Annotated in this window: 18 protein-coding genes; 8 read left to right on the top strand and 10 right to left on the bottom strand. The window is 65.0% G+C overall.

What is annotated here, in order from left to right; all coding sequences use genetic code 11:
* Nucleotides 1-44: 44 nt before the first annotated feature.
* From JKG68_RS08195 to ygfZ, 3 genes are all read right to left on the bottom strand, one after another.
* Entirely contained in the window at nucleotides 45-692 is a 648-nt protein-coding gene (locus JKG68_RS08195) for an FMN-binding negative transcriptional regulator (protein WP_202057925.1), read from the bottom strand.
* Between the two features lie 98 nt (nucleotides 693-790).
* Nucleotides 791-2,740, bottom strand: coding sequence for a hybrid sensor histidine kinase/response regulator (locus JKG68_RS08190; protein WP_202057923.1), 1,950 nt, complete (start codon nucleotides 2,738-2,740; stop codon nucleotides 791-793).
* A gap of 103 nt (nucleotides 2,741-2,843) precedes the next feature.
* Complete coding sequence (gene ygfZ, locus JKG68_RS08185) at nucleotides 2,844-3,734, bottom strand: CAF17-like 4Fe-4S cluster assembly/insertion protein YgfZ (protein WP_202057920.1); 891 nt, start codon at nucleotides 3,732-3,734, stop codon at nucleotides 2,844-2,846.
* A gap of 74 nt (nucleotides 3,735-3,808) precedes the next feature.
* Between ygfZ and JKG68_RS08180 the strand changes: the two genes are divergently transcribed.
* Nucleotides 3,809-5,143, top strand: coding sequence for a dihydroorotase (locus tag JKG68_RS08180; RefSeq protein WP_202057917.1), 1,335 nt, complete (start codon nucleotides 3,809-3,811; stop codon nucleotides 5,141-5,143).
* A gap of 21 nt (nucleotides 5,144-5,164) precedes the next feature.
* On the opposite strand, the gene JKG68_RS08175 is transcribed toward JKG68_RS08180, so the two are convergent.
* The 5 genes from JKG68_RS08175 to JKG68_RS08155 form a co-directional block, all read right to left on the bottom strand.
* Complete coding sequence (locus JKG68_RS08175; RefSeq protein WP_202057915.1) at nucleotides 5,165-5,950, bottom strand: prephenate dehydrogenase/arogenate dehydrogenase family protein; 786 nt, start codon at nucleotides 5,948-5,950, stop codon at nucleotides 5,165-5,167.
* A gap of 215 nt (nucleotides 5,951-6,165) precedes the next feature.
* Nucleotides 6,166-6,432 (bottom strand): hypothetical protein, encoded by a 267-nt coding sequence (locus JKG68_RS08170; RefSeq protein ID WP_202057913.1) that lies wholly within the window; start codon nucleotides 6,430-6,432, stop codon nucleotides 6,166-6,168.
* 484 nt (nucleotides 6,433-6,916) lie between these two features.
* Nucleotides 6,917-7,519, bottom strand: a complete 603-nt coding sequence (locus tag JKG68_RS08165; RefSeq protein WP_246515215.1) for a TIGR02301 family protein — start codon at nucleotides 7,517-7,519, stop codon at nucleotides 6,917-6,919.
* Nucleotides 7,519-7,965, bottom strand: a complete 447-nt coding sequence (locus JKG68_RS08160) for an NUDIX hydrolase (RefSeq protein WP_202057911.1) — start codon at nucleotides 7,963-7,965, stop codon at nucleotides 7,519-7,521. The genes JKG68_RS08165 and JKG68_RS08160 overlap by 1 nt, the downstream gene beginning before the upstream one ends.
* Entirely contained in the window at nucleotides 7,962-9,083 is a 1,122-nt protein-coding gene (locus tag JKG68_RS08155; RefSeq protein WP_202057908.1) for a citrate synthase, read from the bottom strand. Before JKG68_RS08155 ends, JKG68_RS08160 begins: the two co-directional genes overlap by 4 nt.
* 75 nt (nucleotides 9,084-9,158) lie before the next feature.
* Between JKG68_RS08155 and JKG68_RS08150 the strand changes: the two genes are divergently transcribed.
* A complete protein-coding gene (locus JKG68_RS08150) occupies nucleotides 9,159-10,229 on the top strand; it encodes a citrate synthase/methylcitrate synthase (protein WP_202057906.1) in 1,071 nt (356 codons plus the stop codon).
* 15 nt (nucleotides 10,230-10,244) lie between these two features.
* Here JKG68_RS08150 and JKG68_RS08145 read toward each other — a convergent pair whose 3' ends face one another.
* Nucleotides 10,245-11,000: an SDR family NAD(P)-dependent oxidoreductase gene (locus JKG68_RS08145; RefSeq protein ID WP_246515213.1), complete on the bottom strand. Its 756-nt coding sequence runs from the start codon at nucleotides 10,998-11,000 to the stop codon at nucleotides 10,245-10,247.
* A gap of 71 nt (nucleotides 11,001-11,071) precedes the next feature.
* On the bottom strand, nucleotides 11,072-11,680 hold the full coding sequence (gene pdxH / locus JKG68_RS08140; protein WP_202057904.1) for a pyridoxamine 5'-phosphate oxidase: 609 nt from the start codon (nucleotides 11,678-11,680) through the stop codon (nucleotides 11,072-11,074).
* Nucleotides 11,681-11,725: 45 nt separating this feature from the next.
* On the opposite strand from pdxH, the gene JKG68_RS08135 reads away from it, so the two are divergent.
* The 6 genes from JKG68_RS08135 to JKG68_RS08110 all read left to right on the top strand — a co-directional run bounded on the left by JKG68_RS08135 (nucleotide 11,726) and on the right by JKG68_RS08110 (nucleotide 15,861).
* On the top strand, nucleotides 11,726-12,205 hold the full coding sequence (locus tag JKG68_RS08135) for an RT0821/Lpp0805 family surface protein (RefSeq protein WP_312890752.1): 480 nt from the start codon (nucleotides 11,726-11,728) through the stop codon (nucleotides 12,203-12,205).
* A gap of 102 nt (nucleotides 12,206-12,307) precedes the next feature.
* Nucleotides 12,308-13,246, top strand: a complete 939-nt coding sequence (locus JKG68_RS08130) for a DnaJ C-terminal domain-containing protein (protein WP_202057903.1) — start codon at nucleotides 12,308-12,310, stop codon at nucleotides 13,244-13,246.
* Between the two features lie 147 nt (nucleotides 13,247-13,393).
* Entirely contained in the window at nucleotides 13,394-14,218 is an 825-nt protein-coding gene (gene fabI / locus JKG68_RS08125) for an enoyl-ACP reductase FabI (protein ID WP_202057902.1), read from the top strand.
* Between the two features lie 12 nt (nucleotides 14,219-14,230).
* Entirely contained in the window at nucleotides 14,231-14,824 is a 594-nt protein-coding gene (locus JKG68_RS08120) for a histidine phosphatase family protein (protein ID WP_202057901.1), read from the top strand.
* Between the two features lie 107 nt (nucleotides 14,825-14,931).
* Complete coding sequence (locus tag JKG68_RS08115) at nucleotides 14,932-15,336, top strand: VOC family protein (RefSeq protein ID WP_202057898.1); 405 nt, start codon at nucleotides 14,932-14,934, stop codon at nucleotides 15,334-15,336.
* A 105-nt stretch (nucleotides 15,337-15,441) separates the two neighbouring features.
* Nucleotides 15,442-15,861 carry a hypothetical protein gene (locus tag JKG68_RS08110; protein ID WP_202057897.1) on the top strand — a complete coding sequence of 140 codons (420 nt, stop codon included), beginning with the start codon at nucleotides 15,442-15,444 and terminating at the stop codon, nucleotides 15,859-15,861.
* The last annotated feature ends 123 nt before the right edge of the window (nucleotides 15,862-15,984 follow it).

Here is a 15,984-nt window from a genome sequence, read left to right as displayed (position 1 = left end):
GATCCTGGATGGGCTGCCCCGTCCAGAAGGACACCATAAGCCTATCAGCTGCCGCGCGGCGCGCCTCGCGTCTCGACCAGTTCGGCCATCTGTTGCGAAGCCTCATCCTGCCGAGCCCGCAATCCTGCAGTCACGCCCAGCCGGTCGGCATCGGATCTGTTCTGGCTCACCTTCCACTTGGCCTCGATCCGAGTGATCTCGATCTCGATGCCGACGATACCCTTGAGTTGCGCCGCCACGAAGGCTTCTGGCGCGTCGCCCACGGCCCAGGGCTCCGGCCGTGCCGTTTCCTGATCTTCCGTCATTGCGGTGATCTGCTGAAGAAGCCAGGCTGGTTCGTCGATGATTGTCATACGGCCATAGGCCTGCACGATGGCGTAGTTCCAGGTCGGCACCACCTTGCCGTGCTCCCGCTTGGCTGCGTACCAGGATGGGGTGATGTAGGCCTCTGGCCCTTGAAATACCGTCAAGACTTCCTGGGCAGGGTCGAAATCCTGCCACTGGCGGTTGGCGCGGGAGAGATGGGCTTTGAGAGTCCCGTAAGGAGGCGCTAAGGCGTCCAGCACGAATGGAATGGGATTGGCCACAAGCCCCGTGCTCCCGAGCGTGACGAGAAGACCGAGCGGATGCGTCCGGATGAGGGCATGCTGAACCTCGAGGCGGTCCTCGCGAAAGTGGGGCGGTTGATACATGGCGCTCTCAGGCTGATGGTGCCGGAACTCTAGCCGCAAGGCCCCGCTGCAAACCAATCAATAATGCCGGTCCCGTCCATCACGCCGATGAATGGTTGTCAGGATCCGGTCCGGAGCGACCGAAGCTTGTCGGACAGCTCAGCCCATCGATAGGGCTTGCTGATGAAGGACATTCCCTCGCCCAACCCTTCCGAGGGAAGCGCCGACATGGGATAGCCCGAGGCGAGCAGGATCTTCATGGTGGGGCGCAGCTCGCGGGCCTTTCGGGACAGCTCGACCCCGTTCATGCCGTTCGGCATGACCACATCGCTGAACATCACGTCGATATGGACGTCGCGCCCGAGCACCTCGATGGCCTCGTTGGCGTCGCTTGCGGTCAGCACGTCATAGCCCAGGCTGTCGAAAATGTCGCTGGCAACCTCCAGCACGGCAGGTTCGTCCTCGACGATCAGCACGGTTCCGGCCGTCTCCTTGGCAGGGCGTGCCACACCGGCATTCTGCTCCTCAGGCGCATCCTCCCCGTCCTCCTGGGCCGGGAGCAGCATGGTGAACTTCGTGCCCTCCCCGGGTGTGCTGTTCACATCGACATGGCCGCCCGACTGATTCACGAAGCCATAGACTTGGCTGAGCCCCAGGCCCGTTCCTTTCCCCACCTCCTTGGTGGTGAAGAACGGCTCGAAGATGTGCGAGACAACCTCGGGAGTCATCCCATGGCCCGTGTCCCGCACGGAGATCGAAACGTAAGGTCCCGGCCGCAAGCCCGACGAGACCGCTTCGTGCTCTTTCAGGACAGCGTTGTTCACCGTGATCATCAGCTTGCCGCCCTCGGGCATGGCATCGCGGGCGTTGACCACGAGATTGAGGAGGGCTGCTTCGAATTGGGGCGCGTCGACATTCACTGATCGGATCCGGGTCGGCATGGAAAACTGAAGCTTGATCATCTCGCCGCAGGCCCGGCGCAGAACCGCCTCAAAGCCTTCGATGAGCTTTTTCGGGTTGTGCAGGCTGGGCTGCAGGGGCTGACGGCGGGAGAAGGCGAGGAGCTGCTGGGTAAGCTTCGCGCCGCGCTCGGCCGCGCGTTGCGCGCTTTCGATCAGCCTGGTCTCGCGGGCATCGCGGGCGCCGCGGGTCAGCAGGTCCAGATTGTTGACGATCACCGTCAGAAGATTGTTGAAATCGTGGGCGATGCCGCCTGTCAGCTGTCCGACGGCTTCCATCTTCTGGGACTGGAAGAGTGCCGCCTGGGCCTGCTCGAGAGCCAATTGAGCATTGCGCCGTTCCGTGATGTCCCGGGTGATCTTGGCAAAGCCGATCAGCTCGCCCTGATCGTTGTTGATCGGATCGATGACGACGCTGGCCCAGAAGCGTGTTCCGTCCTTGCGGATGCGCCAGCCCTCGGCCTCGAACTTGCCCTCGCGGGCAGCCGTTTCGAGCGCCCGCCGGGGCAGCTCGGTCGCCAGATCTTCTTGCGTGTAGAAGCGGGAGAAGTGCTGGCCGAGGATCTCGTCGGGCTGGTAGCCCTTGATGCGCTGGGCTCCGGCATTCCAGTTCGTGACGTGGCCCGTGGGGTCGAGCATGTAGATGGCGTAGTCCGTCACGCCCTGAACGAGCAGGCGGAAGCGCTCCTCGCTCTCCTTCAGGGCGTCCTGCGCCTTCTTGCGTTCGCTCAGGTCGCGGGTGATCTTGGCAAAGCCGAGCAGGTTGCCGCGGGCGTCCCGGATCGGGTCGATGACCACATGAGCCCAGAAGTGCGTTCCGTCCTTGCGGACGCGCCAGCCCTCGGCCTCGAACTTGCCCTCGCGCACCGCCGTTTCGAGCGCCCTCCGGGGCAGCTCGGTCGCCCGGTCCTCATCCGTGTAGAAGCGGGAGAAATGCTCGCCGAGGATCTCGCTTTCCACATAGCCCTTGAATCGCTGGGCCCCCGAATTCCAGCTGGCGATGATGCCGGTGGGATCGAGCATGTAGATGGCGTAGTCGGTGACCGCGTCGACGAGGAGCTGAAACCGCCCTTCCTGTGACGTTGTCCCGGACGCTTGGACAGCGTTCATCGAGAATCCCCTGTCGGGCCGTGTCTCATGCCGTTGCGTCGGCGTGTATACAGCCCGATCCGGTACAACGCGGAAGTCGTTCATTGGTTCGGTCGAACCTTGACTATATTGTGCTTTGCGATGCCGAGCCCGCCTCAGCCGGAAAGGCAAAGCCGATCCAGGCCGGCTTCTGCAGCTGAACCGGGATCCCTCCGGCCCGGATCGTTTCGCCGGCGCTCAGCGCATCCGCGGCCCGGTCGAGACGGATCATCAGGAGCCCGCGGCCATCGGCGCCGGTTCCGGTCTTGCCCAGGACCTTGTCGCCGGCCATGACCTCGACGCCCACATCCGCCGCAAAGCCGCCTTCGTAAACGACCGGCACGAGCCGGGTGCGGGCCGTGCCCCGGTGCTGCATGCGCGAGACGACCTCCTGGCCCACATAGCACCCCTTGTCGAAGTCGACGCCGTTGAGCTGGTCCATGAGGGCCTCGTGCGGGAAAGCGTCCCCGAAGAGGAAGTCGCGGCCGCCTTCGGGAACCCCCAACGCGATGCGCCGCGCATGATAGGCGTCCGCCGGATCCTTGGCGAACTCCGCCGCGTCCTGGGCCGCCACGATGGCGCGCCAGCCGAGATCGGGCAGGCGGGGATCCTCCACGACGAGGCCCGCCTCGTCCTCGGGCCTCGGCTCGTCCCAGCCCGCCACGACCGCCATGGCATCGGACAGATCCTCGATCGCCACCTTCGCCCGCAGCTTGTAAAAGCCGAGCCGCTTGGCGAGGTCCGGCGCGAAAACCTTGAGACCGTCGAGATAATAGCCGCCGCCGATCTCCTCGGGGGCCTGAAAGACGATGAAGTCGAACAGGATTTTGCCCTGGGGCGTCAGCAGGGCGCCGAGGCGCGCGGTGTGCGGGAACACACGGCCCAGATCGCAGGTAATGAGGTTGTCGAGAAAACTCTTGGCCTCCTCGCCCGAAACCCTTACCACGCCCCGGTCGGCTAAATGGACTGACGGCATGCCCTGCTCCAGTTGCACTTGTGATCCGCGTGACATATGCCGCTTCCGCATCGGCCTCAAGGGATGAGATTGCCATGGCCCAGACCTTCGACCTGATCCTCAAAGGCGGCGTCGTCGTGAATCACGACGGGCGCGCGGAGCGCGACATCGGCGTGCGCAACGGGAGGATCGCCGCTCTCGGCGACCTGTCACATGCCTCCGCCGCACGGGAGATCGACTGCCGGGGCCTGCATATCCTGCCGGGCGTCATCGACACCCAGGTGCATTTCCGCGAGCCGGGCCTCGACCACAAGGAAGATCTCGAATCGGGCTCCCGCGCCGCCGTCATGGGCGGCGTCACGGCGGTGTTCGAGATGCCCAACACCGACCCGCAGACCACGAGCGCCGACGCGCTCGCCGACAAGGTGAGGCGGGGCCGCCACCGCATGCATTGCGATTTTGCCTTCTGGGTCGGCGGCACCCATGAGAACGTGAAAGATCTGCCCGAACTGGAGCGCCTGCCGGGCGCTGCCGGGATCAAGGTGTTCATGGGCTCGTCCACCGGCTCGCTCCTGGTCGAGGACGACGAGGGCATCGCCAGCATCCTGCGCCATACCCGCCGCCGCGCCGCCTTCCATTCCGAGGACGAGGCAATGCTGCGCGCCCGGAAGGATCTGCGCATCGAGGGCGATGCCCGCTCGCATCCCGTGTGGCGTTCGGCCGAAGTGGCGCTTGCCTGCACCCAGCGCCTCGTGCGCATCGCGCGGGACACGGGTGCCCGCATCCACGTGCTCCATGTGACGACCGCCGAGGAGATGGCGCTCCTGAAGGACCACAAGGATCTCGTGACCGTGGAGGTCACGCCGCATCATCTGACGCTGGTGGGGCCCGAGGACTACGAGCGGCTCGGCACCTACATCCAGATGAACCCGCCGGTGCGCGACGAACTCCATCGCGCAGCCCTCTGGCAGGGATTGGACGAGGGCATCGCCGACATCCTCGGCTCCGACCACGCGCCGCATACCCGCGCTGAGAAGGACAAAGCCTATCCCAACACGCCCTCCGGCATGACCGGCGTGCAGACGCTTGTGCCGATCATGCTCGACCACGTGAACGCCAGCAGGATGACCCTGGAGCGCTTCGTCGACATGACGAGCGCCGGTCCCAAGCGCCTATTCGGCATCGCCGGCAAGGGCCGTATCGCAACGGGCTACGACGCGGATTTCACCGTGGTCGACCTGAAGCGCACCGAGACAATCACCAACGATTGGATCGCCTCCAAATCGCAGTGGACGCCTTACGACGGCAAAAAGGTCACCGGCTGGCCCATCGGCACGGTCGTGCGAGGCCATGTGGTCATGTGGGACGGTTCGCTCGAGACGCCGTCGGTGGGTGAGGCGGTGCGGTTCGATGAGACGCTTGGAGGATAAGCGGTTTCAGCTTCATCGCATTCATGGCAAGGCGCCCTTGCCAGATGAGACGTCGAAGGATTGCAGAACGTCCTTTGTGGCTTTGACGAATGATTGCATCACGTTATCCGTGAACGGGTTGTCCGCGATGATCGTGCGGAACAGTTCGTCGGAGTCGTGACGCACCATGCCGACCATCGTATTCAGGTGCGAGAACGTCGCTGTTGTGTGCTCGAGCGGCGGCATATCCATCGTGACGACGATTCTTGTGATCAGGTGGGTGAGTCCCTGCACATAGGCCATCTGCCGATCATGCTCCTCGGCTGTTACCCGCATGACGTCGAGTTTGAGCTTCCCTCGTAGAAACCGCTCGACCATGCGGCTTCTCCGTCCGCGTGCCGGGCAGATCGCAATGCGCAAACCTGCGATGCCGTTTCGGCCGCTCTGTGGGCCGAACAGGGGATGCGTTCCGATGATGCTGACGCTCAGTGGCAGCTCCTCTTCAAGAATGGCCAGAGGCTTCACCTTGACGGAGCAGACATCAACCACAAGGCTTCCAGGCCTCAGGTGCGGCGCGATAGCTTTCGCGACCGAGCGCAGATGACGTAAGGGTACGGCCAGCAGCACAACATCCTGCTTGGCGGCGGTTGCCAGATCGACCGTGTCGACGCGATGTGCTTTGGAGACCTCGTCGAGATCCCGCCTTGGATCGCAGAGCCGGATGCTAAAGAAGCGGCGAAGATGCGGAATGCAGAATTCCCCGAATGCGCCTGCGCCGACAATGGCAAGGTTGGGCTTCTCGGATAGCTGGAGATGGCGGCTGAGCATGTTGTCCTCGGTGGTGGCAAGGTCGCCGCGAGGACATCATTTGAAACTGAAATGCCGCCACGCGGCGGCATCATTTCGATAGTAACAATCGACCCGTGCCGCTTCTATGAAGTCGGCCGATAATACGAGAAGATATGGCGGGTCGCGTGCATGGACGCATCATGGCCAGAATGAACGGCAGGTCAAGCCTGCCGTTGCTGGTTGGGTTTGCGCCCTCAATGCTTCAGCGAAACCGCCATCGAGAACGCGCCGCTGCGAATCTTGTCCGGTAGGGTGGCGGCGTATTCGGCCACCGCGTCCTCGCCATAGGTGGCGACGAGTTCGGTGAAGGCCGCGAAAAGGGCGGCCTGCGCCATGCAGTCGCCGTCGAGGCCGTCGAGTTCGGCCTCGGCGAAAGCCTCGGTCACATAGCTCAGGGCCGCCTGCTTGAGGGCGCTGAGGTCTTCGGGCAGTTCGTCGAGGGGGACGTCGTTGTCCATCATGATCCTGGCCCCTTTGAGGGGCGGCGCGCGGGTTCGGTTGAGCCCAGAACTTAAGCGATCGCACCGTCCCGCCGCCAGCATCACCTTGCAAAGAGGTTAACGCGAGAGGGTGCGGGGCGAAAAATGTGGATAAGAGGCCGCCATGCAACACCGGCTCCCGCAGGATCGGCAGTGTCCGGGGCTCACATCGGAGCGCAAGCTGACGAGCGGCCGTCAGGCTGCGTTTGCTCCTGAAGTTTTAGCTTATTAGTGGATGGGGAAACTTCTGGCTGGTTGGGTCAAGCACGACGCCAGCTCTCCTCTCCCCGCTGGCCTCAGGCACGCCGCGAGACCCGTCTTTCTCTTGGGAGCGTTGGGACCATCAAGGCGCTGGAGCCCTCCTCCCCACAAGGGGGAGGGGAACCAGCGCCTCATTACAACCCCATGAGCCACTAGCCAGCCAAGCCTTCAGGGCAGGGCTGCGGTGGTCTTGGACAGGCCCCGGTCAGCCGCCGTAGCGTCCGGTGATGTTGCGGGCCAGTTGTTCGCCCTCGCCGACGAAGCGGACGGAGGCTTCCTGTGCCGATGGGGTGCAGACCCGGTAGGTGAGGGCATAGGCTTGGTAGCCCTTGTTGTAGGCGCCGGCCAACCGCTCGCGCCGTCCGGGGGTCGTGCCCTCGGCGTCGAGCAGAACCTGCATGCGCCGGCTCCACTCCGGTGCGTCGGGGGCGTTGCAGAGGGGGCGCAGCATGGCGAGCGATCCCATGATCTCGGCCAGGCGCAGCAATTCCTTCTCATAAGGAGCGGGCGGCGGCTCGGCCTGAGGAGCGGGCTCCGCCTGCTGCTGCTCCGGCTGTTGTGGCTGGGGCGCGGGGCGCTGGGATTGCGGCTGTTGCTGGGGGCGCCTCGGCTGCTGCTGCTGAGGCGGGGGGCGATATTGCGGTTGCGGCCTGTATTGCGGCTGCGGCCGGGTTTGCGCCGGCGGCGCCCCCTGCTGCGGGCCCGGAGGAGGGCCGAAAAGTCGCTCGAAGAAGCCCTGTGCCGCCGCGGGCTGAAGGGAAGCCAGCGCCATCATGGGAATGACGAGCGCAAGGCTTGCGCGCTTCATCACGCCCGATCCTGGCGCCCGAGCCTGAAGGCCTGCTCCAGAATGCCGGCGAGCCCTGCCGTCATCGGTAGATCGGCGATGTCCCGTTCCGTAACCCAACGGATTTCCTTTGCTTCCGGACCTGTCTGGGGTTCGCCGGAGACCCAGCGGGCTGCATGGGCGGCGATGACGACATGATGTCTTATATGGCCTTTCTCGTCCCTTTCAATGAATTCAACGGGAGCGATCAAGCCAATAAGCTTGGCCTCAACCCCAACCTCCTCGCGAAGTTCCCGCAGGGCGGCTTCGCCTAAGGTCTCGCCGATCTCGACCTTGCCGCCGGGCAGGGAGAATAGCCCCTCGCTCGGCGGCTTGCCCCGCGCGGCAAGCAGGACGCGTCCCTCGCGCAGGACCGCGACTGAGGCGGCAAGAACGGGGCGGGAGGGGTAGAAGCGGTCGTCGGTCATGGGGAATGCTGGTCCTCGGCCACAACATAACGGGCTCGCGGCCGGATGAGGCTGGATTGACTGCGCTGCTCGATGGCATGGGCGAGCCATCCGGCGGTTCGCCCGACGGCAAAGAGCGTAAAGGCTGCACCGGCCGGCAGTCCATAGGCCCGCTCCAGCATGACCAGGGCCGTGTCGATGCTGGGCTTCTCTCCTGTTGCGTTTTCGATGGCCCGCAGGGTCGTCGCATCGGAGGAGAGCAGCGGCACGTTCTCCAGAAGGGCCGGCCCGCGGGGATCGCCATCGGGATAGAGCCGATGCCTGAACCCGGGATAGGATTGCATCCTGGGATCCTCCAGGAAGGTCCTGACCCGCTCGGTCATGCCGCCATGATAGGGGCCGCTCAGGGCGGCAAGCCCTGCGATGACAGCGTTGCGCAGCGTTGCCCCCGTCGAGGCCGTGACCCGCACTGCGAAGGCCGAGGAGCTGAGCTCATGATCGGCGCACAGCACGAGGGCCCGCCGGATCGCGTCCGCCGCCGACGCAGGGGCGCTCCAGGCGGCGGCGAGATGCCGGTGGATGGGGGTTGCGCCCGGATCGGTGCCGCTGGCTGCCGCCGCCATCAGGCGCAGGATCGCTGCGATTTCCTCTGCCCGGGCCTCCCTCGGAGCCGGGGCGCAGAGGAGCCGGATGGCCTGCGCCACGAAGGCATGGGGTCCGAATGCGGGGCCGGGCAGCGGCTCGATGGCCCTGGACGGACGGCGGAAGGCCTCCTCGTCCAAAGCCCCGATCAAAAGGCTGGCCGTGTGCTCCAGGGTCGCGGCTCGGGCGAGAACGATCGCATCCCTCTCACGATAGAACAGGTGCCCGTCCTTGATCCGGGTGATGCTCGTCTCCAGCACCGGCAGGCCCCAATCGAGAGCCGTTGCGGCCGCCGCCGCTGGACGCCGGAACCGCGCCTTGCGCTCCACCAGGGTTTCCACGTCGTCGACGGCGTAGAGCCGTTGGCGCGGATCGTGCGGGGAGGAGAAAGATCGGATCAGGCCGCGGCTCACATAGGCATAGAGGCTCGCCCGGCTGATGCCGAGACGGGCCGAAGCCTCTTCGGCGGAGGCGAGAGCGAGGGAGTCTGAGCGCATAGGTTGATATGTTGATTCAAGATTGACGCTTGCGCAATCCCCGCATGAGATTGCCCGAGACACAGGAGCAATCCCATGAAGATCGGACTTGATGACGTCGTTGCCGCCGAAACCGCGCTCAGCCATGTGGATGGAGAGGCGGGCCGCCTGATCATACGCGGACGTGACCTGGAGGAGCTCGCCGGGCAGGTTTCCTTCGAGGAGGCGGTAGCCACCCTGTGGGAGGGGCTCGTTCCCGACATCTCCGAGGATCCCCGGTGTCTTCTCGGCAGGGCGCGGGTCAGGGCATTCGCGCATCTTGCGCCGCTGGCCCCGCACCTTTCCGGGCTCACCCCGGTGGAAGGCATGCGCCTTCTGCTCGCAGCCTTGCCGGATGCGGAGGAGGATCATGCCTCATTGGCCGTTGGCGCTGCCGCGGTGGCGGCCGCCATGGCGGTGCGAGGGTCCCGGAGCCTCCCGGCGGTGGCTCCCGATGCGTCCGCCGGCCACGCGGCCGACCTCCTGCGCATGCTGCGCGACGCGCCCGTCGAGGATGGCGAGGCGCGGGGCCTCGACACCTATCTCGTGACGGTGATCGACCACGGCCTCAACGCATCCACCTTCGCGGCCCGTGTGGTCTCCTCCACCGAGGCGGGCCTTCTGTCGGCGGTGGTCGCAGGACTGTGCGCCCTGAAAGGTCCCCTGCACGGCGGAGCGCCCGGTCCGGTGCTCGACATGCTCGACCGGATCGGCAGACCTGAGAACGCGGAGGCCTGGCTCGATGCCGCCATTGCCCGCGGCGAGCGCCTTATGGGGTTCGGCCATCGCATCTACCGGGTGCGCGACCCACGGGCGGATGTTCTTAAAGGTGCCGTCGCACGGCTCAAGGGCGCTGACAACCGGATTGCCTTCGCGGAGGCAGTCGAGCGCACCGCCCTGGAGGTGCTGGAGCGCCGCAAGCCCGGGCGCCGCCTCGACACCAATGTGGAGTTCTACACGGCGCTTCTGCTCGATTCCTTAAGCGTTCCCCGCGAGGGCTTCACGCCGCTCTTCGCTGCAGGCCGCTCGGCGGGCTGGGCCGCTCATACCATCGAGCAGGCTCGAACCGGCCGCATCATCCGGCCTCAGTCGCGCTATGTGGGGCCGCGGCCGGCGGAAGCCGCATGACGGCGGGAGGTTCTCTTAAACGTGCTGGCCGCCATTGATGTGGAGCTCCGCGCCTGTGACGTAGGAGCTTGCATCGGTGCAGAGGAAATAAATGGCCTTTGCCACCTCGTCCGGGGTGCCCAGGCGCTGGAGCGGGAGCTGCTCGACGATCTTTTCCGTGCCGGGGGACAGGATCGAGGTGTCGATCTCGCCGGGCGAGATGGCGTTGACGCGAACCCCCAGCGGCCCGAAATCGGCCGCCATCTCGCGGGTCAGGGACGCCAGCGCCGCCTTGGAGGTGGCATAGGCCGCACCCGCGAAGGGATGCACCCGGGAGCCCGCGATCGAGGTCACGTTGACCACCGAGCCCTTGGCCTTGGCGAGCTCGTCCTGAAGGCCGCGGGCCAGCATGATCGAGGCGAAGAAATTGACCTGGAACACCCGCAGCCAATCTTCGTAGCGGGTATCGAGGGTGCCCATCCGCGATCCGCCTTCACCCTTGGGCGAGATGCCTGCATTGTTGACGAGCGCGTGCAGGCAACCGCCCTCGACGGCGAGGCGCTCCTTCACCTCGGCGATGGCGCGGCGGGTGTCCTGCGCATCCGCGAGATCGACCTGGAGGTGATCCTCCGGCCCCATCTCCCAGGGACAGTTTTCGGGGAATCCGTGCCGCGAGCAGGTGATCACCCGCCACCCGGCCGCGGAGAAGCGCTTGACCGTGGCATGCCCGATGCCCCGGCTGGCGCCGGTGAGCAGCATGATGCGGCGCGGAGCATTGGTCGAAGAGGACATGGGAATTCTCTGTGCGAAGGGTGCAAACCCTTATCCGGGTTGGAGGGCAGGGTCCATGGTGTCGCGACGCGTCAGGGATAAAGCCGCACCTTCCGCCAGCCGTCGTCCTCGCGGCTGAACACCACCCGGTCGTGCAGGCGGAACGGCTTGTCCTGCCAGAACTCGATGGATACCGGCGCGATGCGGAACCCTGTCCAGTGGGGTGGGCGCGGGATCTCGCCCACGGCGAATTTGGCGGTGTTCAGGGCCACTGCCTTTTCCAGCGCGAAGCGGCTCTCCAGCGGGCGCGACTGCTGGCTCGCCCAGGCGCCGATGCGGCTGTCGCGCGGGCGGCTCTGGAAGTAGGCGTCGGCTTCCTCGTCGCTCACCAGGGTCACCGGACCGCGGGCGCGGATCTGCCGGCGCAGGCTCTTCCAGTGCAGCACGAGGGCGGCCTTCTTCTGGCCGAGAAGCTCGCGACCCTTGTTGGACTCCGTGTTGGTGTAGAACACGAAGCCGTTCTCGTCGAAGCCTTTGAGCAGCACCATGCGGACGTTCGGCAGGCCGTCCTCGTCCACGGTGGCCAGCGCCATGGCGTTGGGATCGTTGGGCTCCGAGGCCTCGGCTTCCCGCATCCAGGCCCTAAAAAGCCCGAAGGGCTCTTCGGTTTCAGTGAAGTCACCGGTTGTTAACTGGTTCACTGCTTAATTCCGTTCTGTGTCTTTTGGTTCTGGGGGATCCGACGCGTGACGTGGATCAATGCGCGCCGTTATAGATCAGATGCTATCTTCAGCGAAGCCATAAAAATCCTGGCCGTTGGGCTGATGGCCCTGTCCACGAGCGCATGCAGCCTTGCGCTTGGCACCTCGGCCCTCGACGACGACGAGCCGAAGGCAACGGGAGCCATCGCCACCAAGGCCGTGACCGCGCTCTCCTCCGATCTGGACGAGGAGGACTGGCGGCGCGCCAAGGCGGCGCTCGGCGTGGCGCTCGATCCTCAGGGGGCGGGCACCCAGGTCTCGTGGGACAATCCCGACACCACGCGGAAGGGCAACTTCACCCCCATGGGCGCACCCTTCGTGAAGAACGACGAGATCTGCCGCACGTTCTCGGCCCAGCTGAGCGGCCCGTCCTCGGCCTCCCTCCAGGGCACCGCCTGTCGCCCGTCCGGCGGCGAGTGGACGATCAAGGAGATCAAGCCGGCTAAAGGCGCGGTCAAGGTTTAGCTTTTGCCGGTCGCGGCGTTGCAAAGGGGCAACACTTTGCCCATATGACCGTCAAATCCGTTGAGCTCCCGGCTCTTATTCTGACGGTTCATGGAATCCACAATGCGCAACCCCTACGACGTTCTCGGCGTATCCCGCTCCGCGAGTGAAGCGGAGATCAAGAAGGCGTTCCGCAAGCTCGCCAAGACCTATCATCCCGACAGCAACAAGGATGACCCAAAGGCGAAGGACAAGTTCGCGGAAGCGAACTCGGCCTATGAAATCCTCGGCGATGCGCAAAAACGCGCCCAGTTCGACCGGGGCGAGATCGACGCCGAGGGCAAGCCGCGCTTCCAGGGGTTCGAAGGCTTCGGCGGCGGCCGGGGCGGTGCGCGGGCGGAGGATTTCGCGGGCTTCTCCGGGTTCGGCGGCGGCGCACGGCGGGGCAAGGGCGGCTTCGGGGCCGATCTGGGCGACGACATCTTCTCCCAGCTCTTCGGCGACGCGTTCCGCACGAGCAACGACGGGATGCGTCAGGGCCGCGGGCGGCCGCAGCAGAAGGGTGAGGACGTGTCCGCCACCCTGACGGTCACCCTGGAGGAGGTGGCCCTGGAGGCCAAGAAGCGGATCAGGCTCTCCACCGGCCGCGACGTGGACGTGGTCATTCCCAAGGGCGTCGCGGACGGCCAGGTGATCCGCCTGCGGGGCCTGGGGCAGGGCGCTCCGGGGATCGATCCGGGCGATGCGCTGCTCACCATCAACTTCGCTCCGCACGAGCGCTTCACCCCCGAGGGCTCCAACCTGCGCCAGCGTCTGCCCATCGAGATCGAGGAGGCGATCCTCGGCGGAACCATCCGGGTGCCGACCTTGAGCGGCGCGGTGGAGATGTCGATCCCGCCCATGACCAATTCGGGCCGCACCTTCCGCCTGCGCGGCAAGGGCCTTCCGGGCAAGACCGGACACGGCGATCTCCTGGTCTCGGTGGAGATCAGGCTGCCCGAGGTGGTGGACGAGGACCTGATGGACTATGCCCGCAAGCGCCGCTCGGCCAAGGCCCGATGACCACGGCCATGCATGAAGCCCGATAGAAAATCAGTCCTAGAACGCCCGGATTGCCTCAAGGCCCCCCAAGAGGTCTTCCCCCTCGCCGCAGGGTCGGCTAAAGAGGCCGTTCTCGAATTCCCTGTCCAGCGACGATCTAGGTGAACTATGGCGGAGACAAAAGCCACCGGCATTCTGGCCGGTAAGCGCGGCTTGATCATGGGCGTGGCGAACAATCGCTCCATCGCCTGGGGCATTGCGCAAGCCGCCCGCCAGCATGGCGCCGAACTCGCCTTCACCTACCAGGGCGACGCCCTGAAGAAGCGCGTCGAGCCCCTCGCGAAGGAACTCGACGGCGTGGTGGTCGGCCATTGCGACGTGACGGACGGCGCCTCCATCGATGCGGTGTTCGACGAGGTCAAGCGCCTCTGGGGCTCCATCGACTTCGTGGTTCACTGCATCGCCTTCTCGGACAAGGACGAACTCACCGGCCGCTACGTGGAGACCACCGAGGGCAACTTCACCAAGTCGCTCCTCATCTCCTGCTACTCCTTTACGGCGGTCGCCCAGCGGGCCGAGAAGCTGATGAACGGGGGCGGATCGCTCCTGACGCTTACCTATTACGGCGCCGAGAAGTGGATGCCGCATTACAACGTCATGGGCGTGGCCAAGGCCGCGCTGGAGGCCTCCGTGCGCTATCTGGCGGCGGATCTCGGCCCCAAGAACATCCGGGTCAACGCCATCTCGGCAGGCCCCATCAAGACGCTCGCGGCGTCGGGCATCGGCGACTTCCGCTACATTCTCAAGTGGAACGAGTACAACTCCCCGCTCCGCCGCACCGTCACCACCGAGGAGGTGGGCGAGACGGCAGCCTACCTGGTCTCCGACATGGCCCGCGGCATGACCGGCGAAATCCTGCATGTGGATGCGGGCTACCACGTGGTGGGCATGAAGAACCCGGAAGCGCCCGATCTGTCACTGGACAAAGAGTAATCGGGATCAGCCGTGACGCCGTCTCGCCCCACGATCTACTTCATTCGCCATGGCGAGACGGACTGGAACCTCGAGGGCCGGCTCCAGGGCCAGAAGGATATTCCGCTGAACGATGTGGGGCGCGTCCAGGCGGAGGAGGCCGGGCGCAAGCTCAAGGCCCTCGCGCCGCATTATGAGGACCTCGCCTATGTGGCGAGCCCCATGACCCGCACCCGCGAAACCATGGAGATCCTGCGAGGGACCATCGGCCTCCACCCGGAATCCTACAAGCTGGACGAGCGTCTCGTGGAGCTGACCTTCGGCTCCTGGGAGGGCATGACCTGGAAGGAAGTGCGCAAGGCCGAGCCGTCATTGGCGGTCCTGCGCGAACAGGACAAGTGGAACTACGCTCCCCCCGGTGGCGGCGAGAGCTACGCCATGCTGGTCGCCCGCATCCGCCCGTTCCTCGACGACATCACCCGCGACACGGTGGTGGTGGCCCATGGCGGCGTCGCCCGCGCCTTTCTCGCCATCGCCTGCGGGGTCAACTCCCGACAGGCCGCCAGCATGGACATCTGGCAGGGCAAAATCCTGACCATTGAGGGGCGCAGTCACCGCTGGGTGTAGATCCGACCACGCCATCCTTGCATGGAAGACGTGAAACAGCGTAGCTTTCGCAGACGCTGGGCCGCCCGCTGAATGGCCTTTCACTCTCGATTTCAGGGAATGGCGACGTGGATCAATCGATTGCGCATATCGCTATCGTCGTTCGCGACTACGACGAGGCCATCGACTTCTACGTCAATAAGCTTCGGTTCGAATTGCTCGAGGACACCTACCAGCCGGAGCAGGACAAACGGTGGGTGATCGTCAGGCCGACAGGAAATGGGGGCACTTCGCTTCTGTTGGCACGCGCCTCCAATGAGCATCAGGCGTCGTTCATCGGCAACCAAGCTGGCGGTCGTGTCTTCCTGTTCCTGCGAACCGACGATTTCTGGCGCGATCATGCAGCCATGGTCGAGGCGGGGATCACATTCATCCGGGAGCCAAAGCAGGCCGATTACGGCATCGTGGCCGTGTTCGAGGATCTGTATGGCAACCTATGGGATCTCGTCGAATTCACGGATGGCCGGCCTTGAGCGAGTTGCTGGCGCCTGATCGGTCCTTGTCAACAAAGGGCGTTGACCCTTGGGTGTGACAGAGGGCATCGCAAACCTTCAACGGGCTCTTCGCGTTGACAGGTCATGCAATACATCTGCGATGCGCCGGGATCGAAAACCTGGTTCCGGATCGAGACCGAGGGTGAGGCCGTGCTCGAGTCGAGCGCGATGGGCCATGCGGTGGAGAAGCACTTTCGTCAGGCCTGGGAGGCTGCTGAGAACAGCTATCGGTCGAGCGCCGTTCCCTTTGTCGAGCAGAACATCGGGCTGAAAGCCCACATCCAACGCGTCATGCCGCTGTTCCTGACCTTGCGCGATGCGGAAGGGACGGCACTCGTCACGGCCATGCTGCCGCCGAACGGACGAGCGGCCTCGAACTTCAGGAGCATCATCGTGGGGGCGGCAAATCGGGACCCATACCCCGAGCATGAGGAGGCCATTGCCCGGCTCGCCCAGCATTTTGGCCTCACGCTCGATCGAAGCCGCTGCTATCCCTACAGGTAAGATGCGACCTTCGACGCACGCGTGCGTGAAGGGGATCGATGATTAGCACTACAGTTGCACCTCCTGCGCATGGGTTCATAATCTCCTGATCTGACACAGGAGGCTGCCATGACGGGTGTAGCC

This window comes from Microvirga aerilata, assembly GCF_016743775.1.
GTDB classification, from domain to species: domain Bacteria; phylum Pseudomonadota; class Alphaproteobacteria; order Rhizobiales; family Beijerinckiaceae; genus Microvirga; species Microvirga aerilata.
The sequence above is the reverse complement of the archived record's forward strand: the minus strand, read 5'-3'. Positions and strand labels throughout refer to the sequence as shown.